Genomic DNA, 14,196 nt, shown 5'->3' with positions numbered 1-14,196 from the left:
TGCCGCAACACTCAGCCCCGGCGACAGCTTTTTGATCGGAGGGCAGGTGGTGCGCTTTGAGGGGTTGAACGAACTGACCGTCGAGGTCAGCCGCTCAACCGCAAAGCGGCCAAAGATCGCCGTCTTTTCGGGCTCCAAGTTCTCAACCTCGACCGCTCTTTCGGCGCGTGTGATGGCCCAGATCAGCGCACCCGACCCACGCCTGCCTGCCCACACGCGCGACTGGCTGGCGCTACAGGCCGAAGTTTCGGCACTACCGGGCAGCGAGGCGATGCTGGTGGAAAGCTTCCCCTTTGAAGGGCGCGAATATGCCTGTTTCTGGGGCTTTGGTGGGCGGGGCGCGATGCAGACGCTGGGCATGGTGCTAACCCGCGCGATGGAGGCGGCGGGGCTTGCGCCGCTTGGCTTTGTCGCCTCCGATTGCGCGGTGCTGATCTGGGGGCTGGAACCGCTTGCCGATGCCGCCGACCTCTTGCGCCCGGAAGCGGTGAGCGAAGGGCTGATGGCGTGGTTCGAGCAAACCTCGGTGATGAAGCGCGCCTTCCGAGAGGTGGCCACGGTAGCCGGGCTGATCCAGCGCAACCTGCCCGGCGCGCGCAGAAGCGGAAGGCAAGCGACCTTTTCCTCGGACATCCTTTACGACACGCTGGCCCGCCATGACCCCGACCATCTGCTATTGCGCGTCACCCGCACCGCAGCGCTGAATGGCATGGTCGATGCGGGGCGGGTTGCGGCGATGCTGGCGCAATTTGGCGGCAGGGTAACGCTTCGCCGTTTGCCGGGGCTGCCACCACTAGCCGCCGCGTTGTTATTGGAAGTGGGCAAGGTTGCGGTGCGCGGCGAGGGGCGCGAAAGGCTGATGGCGACCGAGGCGGCGCACTTGATGGCGCAGGCAGGCTTGCGCTAGCACCGAGGCGGCGCGACAGTCGGCACTGGTTTGAAGAAAAGCCGTCGCAGCGGCGCAAGAGGCGGGCATGCAGGGGCACGAGTTTGTTCTGGCCGGTGCGGAACTGGTGGCGCGGGCCACCGGCGCGCTCTGGTGGCCGGCAGAGAGGTGTCTGGTTGTATCGGATCTGCACTTTGGCAAGGCCGCGCGACTGGCGCGGCGCAACGGTGCGCTGCTTCCCCCCTATGACACCAGCAGCACACTCGCCCGGCTTGATGCCGAAATCGCCGCGCTGGACCCCGCAGAGGTGATCTGTCTTGGCGACAGTTTCGACGATCTGGAGGCAGCAGACTTGCCCGATGCCGAGTCGCTGTGGCTGACACGGCTGATGGCGGGCCGCCATTGGGTCTGGATCGCAGGCAACCACGATCCGGGCCCCGTGGCGCTGGGTGGCAGCCACCGCGACGATGTGGCGCGTGGGCCGATCAGGTTTTGCCATATCGCCAAGGCGGGCACCGAGGCGGGCGAGATTTCGGGCCATTACCACCCGAAGGCGCGGCTTGGCGGGGTTTCGCGCCCCTGCTTTCTGCTTGATGCGCGGCGGGCCATTTTGCCTGCCTTCGGCACCTATACTGGCGGTCTGTCGGCAAGCGATCCTGTGCTTGCGGCGCTGATGCTGCCAAATGCGCTGGCGGTGCTGACGGGGGCGCGCGCGTTGGCAATGCCGATGCCGCGCCTGCGCGAGGGCCGGACTAGCTAACCAAATCCCCGCCCATGGCGCGCGCCGCCAACATCGACTCGGCCGCCGCCCTGTAGGTTCGGGAAACCGGAACACGCGTACCATCGGTAAGCACCAGCGCAAACTTTCCCGTCGTTGAAACACTACCCGCCACCGCCGCTGCCGCGACCCAGTGCGAGCGATGCACGCGCGCGCCTTCGACCCCTTCGGTTTCGAGAATCGCGTCACTAAGCCGCAGCAGAAGCGATGTTTCGCCTGCCTCTGTGAAGACATCCACATAGTGATCGCGCACGGAGAGGCGCAGCAGTGGCGCGCGCTTGTCTTCGGGCAACCGCAAGAAAATGCGCGGTTCGGGCGCAGGCGGCGGGGGTGGCGGGGCTGGCTCGGCCGATGCTGTTTGACCGCTTCCCACTGCGTATCGAATCGCGCTGATGGCGATTGACGTCGCAAAAATCAACAGCGCCATCTCGCGCACGTTCGGCGGAGCGCCGTCACTGCGATGCGAAAACCATAGCGTTCCTGCGTAAAGCGGTGGGGTGAGCAACAACACAATCAGAAGCGCCTGCATTGGCGCTTGTGCAGCAAAATGCCGCAGCATCAGCACCGACTCTACGAATACCCGCACTGCCGTTCCGATCAGAATTGATGCCGAAATCAGCAGCGGCCAGTAAACCAGTCGCGTTTCCAGCGAGTAGTTGTGCAAGGTGCCAAACGGACCCGTTGCAGCACCCAGCAAGGAAAGCGCCACCCAAATAATGGGCACCGCAGGCACCGATAGACTGGCTTTCCATTGCTTTAAAAAGGATATCATCAACACCGCACAAAAAGAATGATTGTATAGAATAGTTGCTACCTTGCGCGTAGCCAACAAGCAATGCCTGTTGCTTGCATGACTAGGGCGCGCTTTGATGAAAAAGAAGTCAAGGAGTACCTCGTGCCACACCCTGCGCAGCCCCGAATTATTGCGAGTTTCGCGCTTCAGTCGATGATGCGCACGATCGGTGCTGAAGTCATGAGCGTCGGTGACGGGGTCTGCGAACTGGCCGCGCCGTTGCTGCCCACGATGGGCCAACAGCACGGCGCAGGCCACGCGGGTGTGACCTTTGCCTTGGGTGACACCGCAGCAGGCTATGCCGCGCTGACGCTGATCGAACCGGGGCGCGAGGTGATGACCGCCGAAATGAAGATCAACTTGCTGGCCCCCGCCTTGGGCGTGCGGCTGATTGCGCGCGGGCGGGTGGTCCGGCCGGGGCGGCGGCTGGTGGTGGTCACTGCCGAGGTCGAGGCCGAAGCGGCGGACGGTGCGCGCAAGCTAATCGCCATCTTGCAAGGCACGATGGTGCCCGTCGATCCGGCATGAGCACCATGCGGCTTGCCCGGTTTCACGAAGCGCAGCAAGACGTCTGGCCCGTGGCGTTGGCCGAATTGCGCGCCGGGCTGAAGCAGACACACTGGATGTGGTTCATATTTCCGCAACTTGCCGCGCTTGGCCATTCGGCAACCGCGAAACATTACGGCATTGCCGACCTTGCCGAGGCGCGCGCTTATCTGGCCGACCCGGTGCTGGGCCCGCGCCTGCATGATGCCGCACGCGCCGTGCTGAGCCACCCTCACAGCAGCGCCCAAGACATGTTCGGGCAAATCGATGCGCTGAAGCTCTGCTCTTCTGCGACGCTGTTCGAGGCCGCGGGCGGCGGGCCAGAGTTTGCCGCGGTGCTCGATACGTTTTACGCGGCGCGGCGCTGTCCGCTTACGCGCACCGCACTAGCCGCGCCAGGGGAAACCTAGCGCCCCCGGTCAGGCGGTCAGCCCCTCCGGCTCTGGCAAGCCATTGGCGCGGCAGGCCGCGGTGACCGTGTTTGCCAAGAGGCAGGCGATGGTCATCGGGCCAACCCCGCCCGGCACCGGGGTAATCGCCCCTGCCACCTCTACCGCCGAGGCGAAATCGACATCGCCCACCAGCCGCGTCTTGCCGTCATGCGCAATGCGGTTGATGCCCACGTCGATGACCGTCGCGCCGGGCTTGATCATATCGCCGGTAATCATCCGCGGCCGCCCAACTGCGGCCACCAGAATGTCGGCACCCTTGCAGACCGCCGCCAGATCGCGCGTGCGCGAATGGGCAATGGTGACAGTGCAGCTTTCGCGCAGCAGCAATTGCGCCATCGGCTTGCCCACAAGGTTTGAGCGGCCCACCACAACGGCATTCAGCCCTGCAAGGGAGCCCAACTGATCGCGCAACAGCATCAGACAGCCCAGCGGCGTGCACGAAACCATCGCCTTGCCGCCCGAGGCCAAGAGCCCCGCATTCAGAACATGCAGCCCGTCCACATCCTTGGCAGGGTCGATGCGGGCCACGATCTCGGTCTCGCTCAGATGCGGTGGCACGGGAAACTGCACGAGGATGCCGTGCACCGTGGGGTCTGCGTTCAACCGGTCGATCAGCGCGTAAAGTGCGGCGGCCGAGACATCAGCAGGAAGCTTATGCTCGAAACTCGCCATACCAGCTTCGCGCGTGGCAATGCCCTTGTTGCGAACGTAAACCTCTGAGGCGGGGTCTTGCCCAACCTGAACAACCGCCAGCCCCGGCGCGATGCCATAGTCGGCCTTCAGCCGCACCACGTGATCTGCGACCTTGGCCCGCACCGCCGCCGCGAAGGCCTTGCCGTCGATGTTCTTGGCACTCATGAGCCTTCTCCTTTTCCCAGAACAACTTCTTCGCGCGCGATCGACCAATCGACGATCAGACGCCAGAGCGCCTCGATCAGCGCCGGGTCGAGGCCACGCGCGATGGCCTCGGTGCGCACATTGGCCAGAACCGCATCTACCCTTTCAGGTATGCGCGCAGGCATACCCTCGGCAGGTTTCAACTCTGCCGCCCGGTCGATCAACCGCGAGCGCAGGGCAAGCCCTGCAACCAATTCAGCATCAAGCGCGTCGATCACGGCGCGCAGTTCTGCCATGCTGGCGATCTGGGCGGTCGGTTTCATGCAAGCCTCCGGGCAACGATTGCAAGGCTAATGCCCGGTTTTGCGAGGCGTCTCAAGCCCCGCGCCTTAGAACAGCCCCACAACCAGACCATCTTCGTTCAGCCTGATCGTTTCAGCCGATGGCACCTTGGGCAAACCCGGCATCGTCATGATCTCGCCGCAGATCACCACGATGAACCCAGCCCCCGCCGACAGCCGCACTTCGCGAATAGGAAGGGTATGGCCTGTGGGTGCGCCCCGGAGGTTTGGATCGGTCGAAAACGAATACTGCGTTTTCGCCATGCAAATGGGAAAATGGCCATATCCGGCCGCTTCCCACGCGCGCAGCTGATCGCGAACCGAGCTGTCAGCGATCACCTCGCCCGCGTGATAGATGCGCCGGGCAATGGTGTCGATCTTGTCGAACAGGCCCATATCGTCTGGGTAAAGCGGCGCGAAGGCACTTGCGCCAGCTTCGGCCAGCGCGATGACCTTATGCGCCAGCTCTTCCGCCCCCGCCCCACCTTCGGCCCAATGCTTGCAAAGCACGGCCTCAGCACCCTGCTTGGCTACATAAGCCCTGACCGCGGCTATTTCTGCCTCGGTATCCGAGGTAAAATGGTTGATCGCCACCACCACTGGCACGCCAAATCCTTTGACGTTGGCGATGTGGCGACCAAGATTGGGGCAACCCTTGTTTACGGCTGCCACATTTTCTGACCCCAGGTCAGCTTTAGCGACGCCGCCGTTCATCTTCATTGCCCGCACCGTGGCAACAATCACCGCTGCCGCAGGTTTTAGCCCGGCCTTGCGGCATTTTATGTCAAAAAACTTTTCGGCACCAAGGTCGGCACCAAAACCTGCCTCGGTCACCACATAATCGGCCAGCTTCAGTGCCGTTTCAGTGGCGATGACTGAATTGCAACCATGCGCGATATTGGCAAACGGGCCACCGTGCACAAAGGCGGGGGTGTTTTCCAGCGTCTGCACAAGGTTGGGTTGCAATGCATCCTTCAAAAGCACGGTCATTGCGCCATCGGCCTTAAGGTCGCTGCAATAGACCGGCGTCTTGTCACGCCGATATGCCACGACGATGCTGCCCAGCCGTTCTTGCAGGTCTTCAAGGTCCTTCGACAGGCACAGAATCGCCATTACCTCAGAAGCCACGGTGATGTCGAACCCTGTCTGGCGCGCAAAGCCGTTGGAAACCCCGCCAAGCCCCACCACGATATCGCGCAGCGCGCGGTCGTTCATATCCATCACGCGGCGCCAAACGATGCGACGCTCGTCAATCTCAAGGCTGTTGCCCCAGTAGATATGGTTGTCGATCATCGCGCTCAGCAGGTTGTGCGCGCTGGTTATGGCGTGAAAATCCCCAGTGAAATGCAGGTTCATCTCTTCCATCGGCACGATCTGCGCATAGCCACCGCCCGCAGCGCCGCCCTTCATGCCAAAGTTCGGCCCCAAGCTCGCTTCACGGATGCAGATGGCCGTTTTCTTGCCGACACGCGCCAGCGCATCGCCCAGACCCACGGTGGTGGTGGTCTTGCCTTCGCCCGCGGGGGTGGGGTTGATGGCTGTAACAAGGATCAGCTTTCCCTGCGCGCGCCCATCCAGCCCGTTGATGAAATCGCGGCTCACCTTGGCCTTGTCATGCCCGTAGGGGATAAGCTGCTCGTTCGGGATGCCAAGTTTTGCACCGATCAGGGCGATCGGCAGCTTCTTTGCGGCGCGGGCAATCTCGATATCGGTCTTGACGATCACGGGGCGGGCCCTCCAAAGGCATCTGGGTTTCGCGCAGACTAACTGCTCGGCGTACGCGGGTAAGCGCGTTTGCGACATTAAAGCGCAAAGATACGCCGCCCCATTAAGAGCAGCCGCGATTAAATTGTCAGCACAATAAACACGGGCGAGCGCGGTGCCACAGAACCATCAGACAGGGGTGCTTCGTGGGCGCGCGCAGGGGCCAGCCGCACGCGCAGCCGCGCGAACAGAAAAAAGGGCCGGTCGCTTAGAGCCACCCCTTGCGCTTGAAGAAGAAGTAGGGGCCGATCGCCGAAAGCACCATCATGCCCAGCGCCATCGGATACCCATAGGTAAAACTGATCTCGGGCATGAAATGGAAGTTCATCCCATAGATCGACGCGATCAGCGTTGGCGGCAGGAACACCACCGCAGCAACCGAGAAGATCTTGATGATGCTGTTCTGTTCGATGTTGATCATGCCCAGCGTCGCATCAAGCAGAAAGGTGATCTTCTGTGTCTGCGCATTGGCGTAATCGGCCAAGGAACGCAGGTCTCGCGCCACTGTCTTGATGCGCGTGCGCCGCTCGGTCGCACCCTTCTTGGTGTCAGGTGCCAGCGAGAAGAAGCCGATCACACGGTCTAGCGTGGCGATGCTTTCCTTGATCTTTGCGTTCATGTCTTCGGCTTGGCCGATCCGCTCCAGAATCTGCGAAAGCTGGTTGCGCTGCTCGGGGCTGCGCGCGCCCGATACGAACACGTCGCGCGAAATCTCTTCATGCCGCCGCGCTGCCGCTTCAAGAATATCGGCAAGCCGGTCGGTGACGGTTTCGAACAAGGCGATCAGCAGTGTCGTGCCCGACCGGATGCCCAGATCGGTCTTGGCGGCGCGCTGGCGGAAGGTGGCGAAGGAGCGCGGCTCGTGGTAGCGCACGGTCACCAGACGATTGCCCGAAAGAATGAAGGTGACAGGTGCCAGTTGCGGGGTCTCGGACTGCGCGTTGGCAACGACTGTCGCGGTCAGAAAAAACGCCCCGCCCTCGGTATAAAGTCGCGAGGACGCCTCGATCTCTTCCATTTCTTCGCGCGTCGGAATCTCGACCCCGAGCAGGGCTTCAAGTTGGCGCTCTTCTTCAAGCGACGGGGCCTGCATGTCGTGCCAGACCACATCCTCGGGTGCCAAGGCGCGGGCCGATCCGGGGGGGCCTTCGTGCGATACCAGCAAACCGTTGCGCACATTGTAGGTGGTGATCATTGCGCCTTCCCCCGTTGCTGTTTCGGCCATAGGGCGACCTGCCTCAGACAGGGGGCCACTGGCATCGCCCCCTAACCGGGTGTGCGCGCTCTGTCCAGCACTTCAGTTGCGCAAGCGGCGCTGGCGCGCGGGCGGATGCCCGCGACGCTCAGGCGCTTGGTTCGGGGGCGGTGCCGCCCCCTTTGGGCGTGGAGGGCTTGGTGCGCGGCAAGGCGGTGACCGAGGGCACATTGCCCGAAGGCGGGGTCGCATCAGCGTCGTCGTCGCCAAGCGATTCGCCGCGCATCACACGCCGGATTTCCTCGCCGGTCAGTGTTTCATACTCAAGCAAACCCTTTGCCAGACGCTCGAACTCTTCCGATTTCTCGATCAGGGTCTTGCGCGCAAGCTCATAGCCCTCGTCGATCAGCGCCTTCACCTCAACCTCGATCATCTCTTTGGTCGAGGCGGAAACCGAGAAGCCGCCGGTCGAGCCCGAATATCCCTCGTGCGCCTCGGAATAATCGATTGACCCAACCTTGTCGGACATGCCCCAGCGCATCACCATGGCGCGCGCCAGCTGGCTTGCCTGCATGATGTCACCGGCCGGGCCGTTTGATACGCCTTCTTCGCCGAACTTGATGATCTCGGCTGCCTTGCCGGCCATGGTCATGGCGATACGTTGCTTGGCCTCATCCTTGTGCATGTTCAGCCGGTCCATCTCGGGCAGGCTGACAACCATGCCCAGCGCGCCGCCACGCGGAATGATGGTGGCCTTGTAAACCGGGTCGCACTTGGGCATCGCCATACCGACGATGGCGTGGCCGGCTTCGTGATAGGCGGTCTTTTCCTTTTGTTCGGGCGTCAGCACCATGCTGCGGCGTTCGACACCCAGCATCACTTTGTCTTTGGCCTGTTCAAAGTCGTCCATCGTCACAAACCGCCGCCCTATTCGCGCCGCCATCAGCGCCGCCTCGTTCACGAGGTTGGCAAGGTCGGCGCCAGAGAAACCGGGGGTGCCACGCGCGATCAGACGCAGTTCCACATCGGGGCCAAGCGGCGTCTTGCGAGCATGCACCTGCAAGATCTTCTCGCGGCCCTTGATATCGGGGTTGGGCACATGGATCTGCCGGTCAAAGCGGCCGGGGCGCAAGAGCGCGGGGTCAAGCACGTCCTTGCGGTTGGTTGCCGCAACGATGATGACGCCTTCGTTGGCTTCAAACCCGTCCATTTCGACCAGAAGCTGGTTCAGCGTCTGCTCGCGCTCGTCATTGCCGCCACCGATACCGATCCCGCGCGAACGGCCGACCGCGTCAATCTCGTCGATAAAGACGATGCAGGGCGCGTTCTTCTTGGCCTGTTCAAACATGTCGCGCACACGGCTTGCACCGACGCCGACAAACATTTCCACGAAGTCCGAGCCTGAAATGGTGAAGAACGGCACACCGGCTTCGCCCGCGATGGCGCGCGCCAGCAGGGTTTTACCGGTACCGGGCGGGCCGACCAGCAGCGCGCCCTTGGGGATCTTGCCGCCCAAGCGGCTGAACTTTTGCGGATTGCGCAGAAACTCGACGATCTCTTCCAGTTCTTCCTTGGCCTCGTCGATGCCTGCCACGTCGTCAAAGGTCACGCGGCCATTCTTTTCGGTCAGAAGCTTGGCCTTCGATTTGCCAAAGCCCATCGCGCCGCCTTTGCCGCCGCCCTGCATACGGTTCATGAAGAAGATCCAGATGCCGATCAGCACGAGGAAGGGCAACCACACGCCGAGAATCGACATGAAGCCCGATTGCTGCTGCGGCTCGACCTTCACTTCCACGTTATTTGCGATCAGCGTTTCGGTGATCTGGTCGGATTCGGGTTTGACAGTGGTGTATTGCGTCCCATCTGTGCCGCGGAACATCACCTGTTCGCCATCGAGAACCACGCTTGTCACCGCGCCGGTCTCGACCCGCGAAATAAAGTCGGAATAACTGACTGATCGTGCGTTCAAGGTGCCTTGGCTGCCGCTAAACAGGTTGAATAGCGCCAGAATCAGCAAGAACAGTACGACCCAGAAGGCGATGTTGCGCGCGTTACCCAATGGGTACCCTCCATACAGTGGCCCGCGCCTCACAGGCGCCGCCGTCGAAGCTGAAAATAGGCATTAACCTGAAAGGTTCAATGCACGAAAAGCGATACAAGGAAATCAGCACGATCCCGCTCAGCCTCTGCGCGCCATCCATTACCCATCCCAGCCAGCGGTGCTGCAAGCAATTCACCCCCCCGCCATAGCGCGGGGTCAGCGGCCAGCGCCGCGCGGGGCCGCCCGCTGGCGCGCCAATCCGGGCATTGTTGCAAGCCTTTATCGCCCAGCACACGCACCTCGGCGCCCGGCACAGAGGGGCCGACGACCCGCCAGCGCCCATCCCACAACTCACCCAAAGGCACCGCGCCTGCACATGCCGCGGCCTCGCGGCAAATCCGCAAATCTTTGCCTTCGGGCAGCGCAAAGCAGCCGTGCAATGTTGCCGGGGCATCGCCTTTCAACGCGGTTTCGGCAAAAGCTGCCAGCGCGGGGCCACGCGGTGCGTGCTCGGCACTCGCGATCCACCGCAGGGCTTGCGCCAACAAACGGCGGCGAAGTTCAGCGGGTAGCGCGGCAAGGCCCGCACGCTCGATGACCAGATCGCCGCTATCATCACGAACCAAGGCTTCGGCTGCGGCATGTGTGGCGGTGTCGAGCACCTCACGCACTTCGCGCAGATGCGCCGTCACCTCGGCCACACCACTTGCCGAAATGCCCAAGGGTGCCAGCGCGGCAAGCGAAGCGCGGGCGCGCACGCGCGCATAAGCGGTATCTTCATTGGTCGGGTCATCCACCCAATCCGCCCCCGCCGCGCGCAGATAGTCTCGCAACTCGGCGCGAGTAGTGCCCAGTAGCGGGCGCAGCCAGAGCATGCCTTCGGCGCGCCGCTCTTCGGCCATGCCTGACAGCCCATCCAGCCCCGCACCCCGCGCCAGCCGCATGAAAAAGGTTTCTGCCTGATCGTCGGCAGTGTGGCCCAGCGCCACCGCCGGCAGGCCCTGCCCCCGCGCCCAGTCGGCGATCAGCCGATACCGCGCACGCCGCGCCCCTGCCATGAGGTTGCCGCACCCGTCCCAACCGCCCCAGACCAGCGCTGTATGTGACAGGCCAAGCGCCGCCGCCGAACGCGCCACCGCCGCCACCTCATCCGCCGCCTCGGGGCGCAAGCCGTGGTCAAGTGACACGACCAATGGCTCTGGCCCACCTGCCGCATGATGCGCGGCCAAAAGACGCATCAGCGCAACACTGTCGCCGCCGCCCGAAACGGCAACGCCCAGCCGCGAGAATCGGCCGGGCGGCAATAGCGCGTTCAGCCTCGCCGCAATGGGCGACGCAGAATCTTCGGTCACGGGCAGTTCAGCGTGCGCATCATGGCACTCGCCTCTGTGGCGGCGGCGGCTGTGGGAAAGCGCAAACCAACCTCGGTCAACATTGCGCAGGCCTCGGGCACCTGCCCCAGATCAGCCAGCGAACGACCCAGCATCAGCAGACTATCAGGCGCACGCGGCCCGTCAGGTGCACCGGCAAAGCTTTCAAGCCAAGCGCGCGCCGCGCCCGCCACATCGCCCGCGCCCTGCAATGCCTGACCGCGCAGATAAAGCGCATCGGCCGTCAGGGGCCCACCCGTATAGGTCTGGTTGAAACTGGCGAAAAGTTGTGCCGCATTGGCAAAATCGCCCGCATCAAGCGCCGCCTTGGCGCGGTCGAAATCGGCTTGCTCGCTCATCGCGAGTTCCGGGCTCGAACCCTGCACGGTCGAGCCGCCAAAGCTGCCGCCAGCCGCAGATGCCACCCCGCCGCCAATCAGCGGCGTGGCACCAAGTTTAGAGATGTCGCAGCCCTCTTCCAACTCGCAAAGCCTGAACTCCAGATCGCCCAAGCGGTTGGTTCCATCGGCCACTACGCGGTTGATGCGGTTTTCAAGCGCCTCGCTTTGCGCGGTAAGCCGCACCAGCGCCGCCTCGATCGCGTCCATCCGTTCCAGCGCGCCAACTCCACCCGCTGCAACCAGCCCAGCACCGCTGCCACTGATCAACTCGGCGCGCAGCGCCTCAAGCTCGCCCGCAAGCGCACCGAGTTCTGTTCGGATCGACGCGAGCGTTGCCGAATTGCTTTGCGCCCCGGCCGGAATGGCCAGCGAAAGCGCGACCGCCAGCACTGCCCAAAACCGCATCTTCATCCCCTTATACGCCTGCGCCAAGCGAAACCACGGTCAGCGCGCGGCGGTTTTGCGAGTAGCAGCTTTCGGTCGAGCAGACCGCCAGCGGGCGTTCCTTGCCATAGGAAACGGTGCGCAACCGGCTCGGCGAAACGCCTTGCGAAATCAGGAACTCTTGCACCGCATTGGCGCGGCGCGCACCCAGTGCAAGGTTGTATTCGCGGGTGCCTTGCTCGTCGGCATGGCCTTCGATGATGGCAGAGTATTGCGTGTTCTGCTGCATCCAGACAGCTTGCCCGATCAGCGTGTTGCGCGCCTCTGGGGTAAGGGTCGATTGATCGACCGCAAACAGCACCTTGTCGCCCACCGTCTGCATGAAATACGCCGCCGAGCGCGGATCCGAGGGATCGCCAAGCGCCGATGAGGTGATGCCATCGGCACCGACACCGCCTGCGCCACTGGCGCCGCCGAAACGATCAGGGTTGTTGCAGGCCGCCAACCCGAGGACGGCGACGATGAGAAGTGATTTTGTAATCATAGACATGGGTTTCCGCCTTCGTTTTTGTTGGCTCGATCAGAAGTATTCTATCAGGTTGCCGCGGGCTTGGGAATCAGGCAGCGGGGTTAGGGTTGCAGCGGCGACCAAGCCGGGTCAGATGCCGGGCCGGGTGTTGGGATTTGCTTGAGGTTGCGCCCAGAAATATCGACCGAGTAGAGCCGCGCCTCGCCTGCCGCACCCGAGGTTTCGCGAGTGAACATGATGACACGGCCGTTCGGTGCCCATGTCGGGCCCTCGTCGAGGAATGAGGCGGTTAGCAGCCGCTCTTCACTGCCGTCCGTGCGCATCACGCCGATATGGAAGCGGCCCGGGCTTTGCTTGGTGAACGCGATCAGATCGCCGCGCGGCGACCAGACCGGCGTGGAATAGCGCCCATCGCCAAACGAGATCCGGTCGGCAGCGCCACCTGTAGCGGACATGATGTAAAGCTGCTGCGTGCCTGAACGGTCGCTTTCAAACACAATCTTGCTGCCATCGGGCGAAAACGAAGGAGAGGTCTCGATGCTTGGGCTATTGGTCAGGCGGGTTGCGGCCCCGGATGCAATATCCATCACCCAGATATCGGTATTGCCGTCCTGTTCAAGCGAATAGACAACGCGCGCTCCATCGGGCGAAAACCGCGGCGAAAACGTCATGGTGCCCGGTTGCTCGGCCAGAAACCGCCCCGTCACCGCTGCCACGTCGATCAGCTTGATGCGCGGAAAGCCTGTCTCGAACGTGGTGTAAAGCACCCTGTCGCCCGAAGGCGAAAAGCGCGGCGACAGCACGATCGTGCTGCTGTCGGTCAGGTATTGCAGGTTGGCGCCGTCGTAATCCATCACCGCAAGGCGCTTTTGCCGCGCGCCCTTGTCTCCGGATTCAGCCACAAACACCACGCGGCTGTCGAAATACGCGCCTTCGCCAGTGATCGCCGCATAGGCGGCATCCGCCGCCTTGTGCGCGATCCGCCGCCAGCTTGCCTCCCCACCGCCCAGCTGCTGGCCGACCATTTCAGCGCCCGAGAATACATCGAACATGCGGAACTTCACCGTCAACCGCCCGCCCGACAGCCCCACCGAGCCGACGATCAGCGCCTGCGCGTTGATCGCCTTCCAGTCGGCATAGACGATGGGCGCATCAAAGGACGTGACGCGGCCGATATGCGCGCTTGCCGGGATGTCGCGCATCAAACCGGTGCCGGTAAGGTCCGATGTCACCACCGCGGTAATATCAGCCGCCGCTTGTGCTGCTTCGGGCGTTTCGGCAATGAACAAGGGCACCGCATAGGGCAAAGGCTCGATCACCCCTTCGGTGATCTCGATGCGCAGCGGCGATGATTGCGCCAGCGCGGCCGGGGCAAAGGAAAGCGCTGAAAGCGCTGCGGCCAGAAGAAGGCGCAAAAACATCGGGCGTGTCCCTTCTGTCAGGGTTGGGGTGGTGGTGCCACTATGGCCGCGGGTGCGCATCACTTCATCCTCATTTCTCTGGCCGGGGCGATTTTTCGCCATTGGCCGCCGATCTGAACCAAGCTGCCTCGAGATTGACCAAGGGTTCATCGCAGTCGCATCCCGTTATAGTCGAAAACCATCTCGATTTCGCGCCAAGTCTCGTATTTCTCAGGTGGCAGTGCTGCGTTGCCGATGCAGCGCAAGATCGTGCGGCGAGCAATGTCGTAGGCGGTATTTGCGGCCGCATCGCTGGGGCTGTCGGCTGAAATCCTGCGCACTGATTCGACTTCGCCCCCCGGCGTCATGGTAATGCCGACGGTGACGATGCTGCGCAGTGTTTCCGTCGAGGCGGCACCAACCGTCCAGCAGGCGCTGATCGCACTGCGCAGATTGCCAAGCTCGCCCGCGGTCAGCGG

Annotated in this window: 14 protein-coding genes and 1 pseudogene; 4 read left to right on the top strand and 11 right to left on the bottom strand. The window is 63.0% G+C overall.

Annotated elements, in window-relative coordinates; all coding sequences use genetic code 11:
• Positions 1-907: pseudogene (locus ABY403_RS05975) on the top strand (DNA ligase-associated DEXH box helicase); the annotation flags it as partial.
• Between the two features lie 67 nt (positions 908-974).
• Positions 975-1,646 (top strand): ligase-associated DNA damage response endonuclease PdeM, encoded by a 672-nt coding sequence (gene pdeM, locus ABY403_RS05970; RefSeq protein ID WP_372839835.1) that lies wholly within the window; start codon positions 975-977, stop codon positions 1,644-1,646.
• On the opposite strand, the gene ABY403_RS05965 is transcribed toward pdeM, so the two are convergent.
• Complete coding sequence (locus ABY403_RS05965; RefSeq protein WP_372839834.1) at positions 1,639-2,388, bottom strand: LytTR family DNA-binding domain-containing protein; 750 nt, start codon at positions 2,386-2,388, stop codon at positions 1,639-1,641. The genes pdeM and ABY403_RS05965 overlap by 8 nt on opposite strands.
• A 222-nt stretch (positions 2,389-2,610) precedes the next feature.
• Between ABY403_RS05965 and ABY403_RS05960 the strand changes: the two genes are divergently transcribed.
• Both ABY403_RS05960 and ABY403_RS05955 read left to right on the top strand, forming a co-directional pair.
• The gene (locus ABY403_RS05960; RefSeq protein ID WP_372839836.1) at positions 2,611-2,985 is read left to right on the top strand and encodes a PaaI family thioesterase; all 375 of its coding nucleotides are present in this window, start codon (positions 2,611-2,613) and stop codon (positions 2,983-2,985) included.
• Positions 2,982-3,413, top strand: a complete 432-nt coding sequence (locus ABY403_RS05955) for a DUF1810 domain-containing protein (protein ID WP_372839833.1) — start codon at positions 2,982-2,984, stop codon at positions 3,411-3,413. Before ABY403_RS05960 ends, ABY403_RS05955 begins: the two co-directional genes overlap by 4 nt.
• Before the next feature lie 9 nt (positions 3,414-3,422).
• On the opposite strand, the gene folD is transcribed toward ABY403_RS05955, so the two are convergent.
• From folD to ABY403_RS05905, 10 genes are all read right to left on the bottom strand, one after another.
• Complete coding sequence (gene folD / locus ABY403_RS05950; RefSeq protein WP_372839832.1) at positions 3,423-4,313, bottom strand: bifunctional methylenetetrahydrofolate dehydrogenase/methenyltetrahydrofolate cyclohydrolase FolD; 891 nt, start codon at positions 4,311-4,313, stop codon at positions 3,423-3,425.
• Complete coding sequence (locus tag ABY403_RS05945) at positions 4,310-4,615, bottom strand: chorismate mutase (protein WP_372839831.1); 306 nt, start codon at positions 4,613-4,615, stop codon at positions 4,310-4,312. The genes folD and ABY403_RS05945 overlap by 4 nt, the downstream gene beginning before the upstream one ends.
• Before the next feature lie 66 nt (positions 4,616-4,681).
• Positions 4,682-6,358, bottom strand: a complete 1,677-nt coding sequence (locus tag ABY403_RS05940) for a formate--tetrahydrofolate ligase (RefSeq protein WP_372839830.1) — start codon at positions 6,356-6,358, stop codon at positions 4,682-4,684.
• A gap of 247 nt (positions 6,359-6,605) precedes the next feature.
• Positions 6,606-7,592: a magnesium/cobalt transporter CorA gene (gene corA / locus ABY403_RS05935; protein ID WP_372839829.1), complete on the bottom strand. Its 987-nt coding sequence runs from the start codon at positions 7,590-7,592 to the stop codon at positions 6,606-6,608.
• Positions 7,593-7,740: 148 nt separating this feature from the next.
• On the bottom strand, positions 7,741-9,651 hold the full coding sequence (gene ftsH, locus ABY403_RS05930) for an ATP-dependent zinc metalloprotease FtsH (RefSeq protein WP_372839828.1): 1,911 nt from the start codon (positions 9,649-9,651) through the stop codon (positions 7,741-7,743).
• Between the two features lie 77 nt (positions 9,652-9,728).
• Entirely contained in the window at positions 9,729-10,985 is a 1,257-nt protein-coding gene (gene tilS / locus ABY403_RS05925) for a tRNA lysidine(34) synthetase TilS (protein WP_372839827.1), read from the bottom strand.
• The gene (ybgF, locus tag ABY403_RS05920) at positions 10,982-11,809 is read right to left on the bottom strand and encodes a tol-pal system protein YbgF (RefSeq protein ID WP_372839826.1); all 828 of its coding nucleotides are present in this window, start codon (positions 11,807-11,809) and stop codon (positions 10,982-10,984) included. The genes tilS and ybgF overlap by 4 nt, the downstream gene beginning before the upstream one ends.
• A 10-nt stretch (positions 11,810-11,819) precedes the next feature.
• Entirely contained in the window at positions 11,820-12,338 is a 519-nt protein-coding gene (gene pal, locus ABY403_RS05915) for a peptidoglycan-associated lipoprotein Pal (RefSeq protein WP_372839825.1), read from the bottom strand.
• Between the two features lie 80 nt (positions 12,339-12,418).
• The gene (tolB, locus tag ABY403_RS05910; protein WP_372839824.1) at positions 12,419-13,738 is read right to left on the bottom strand and encodes a Tol-Pal system beta propeller repeat protein TolB; all 1,320 of its coding nucleotides are present in this window, start codon (positions 13,736-13,738) and stop codon (positions 12,419-12,421) included.
• 146 nt (positions 13,739-13,884) lie between these two features.
• Positions 13,885-14,196, bottom strand: a 312-nt coding sequence (locus tag ABY403_RS05905; protein ID WP_372839823.1) for a cell envelope integrity protein TolA, incomplete at its 5' end; no start/stop codon positions are given.

The organism is Phaeovulum sp. (genome assembly GCF_041596715.1).
GTDB lineage: Bacteria > Pseudomonadota > Alphaproteobacteria > Rhodobacterales > Rhodobacteraceae > UBA6213.
This window is presented reverse-complemented; position numbering and strand designations above follow the sequence as displayed.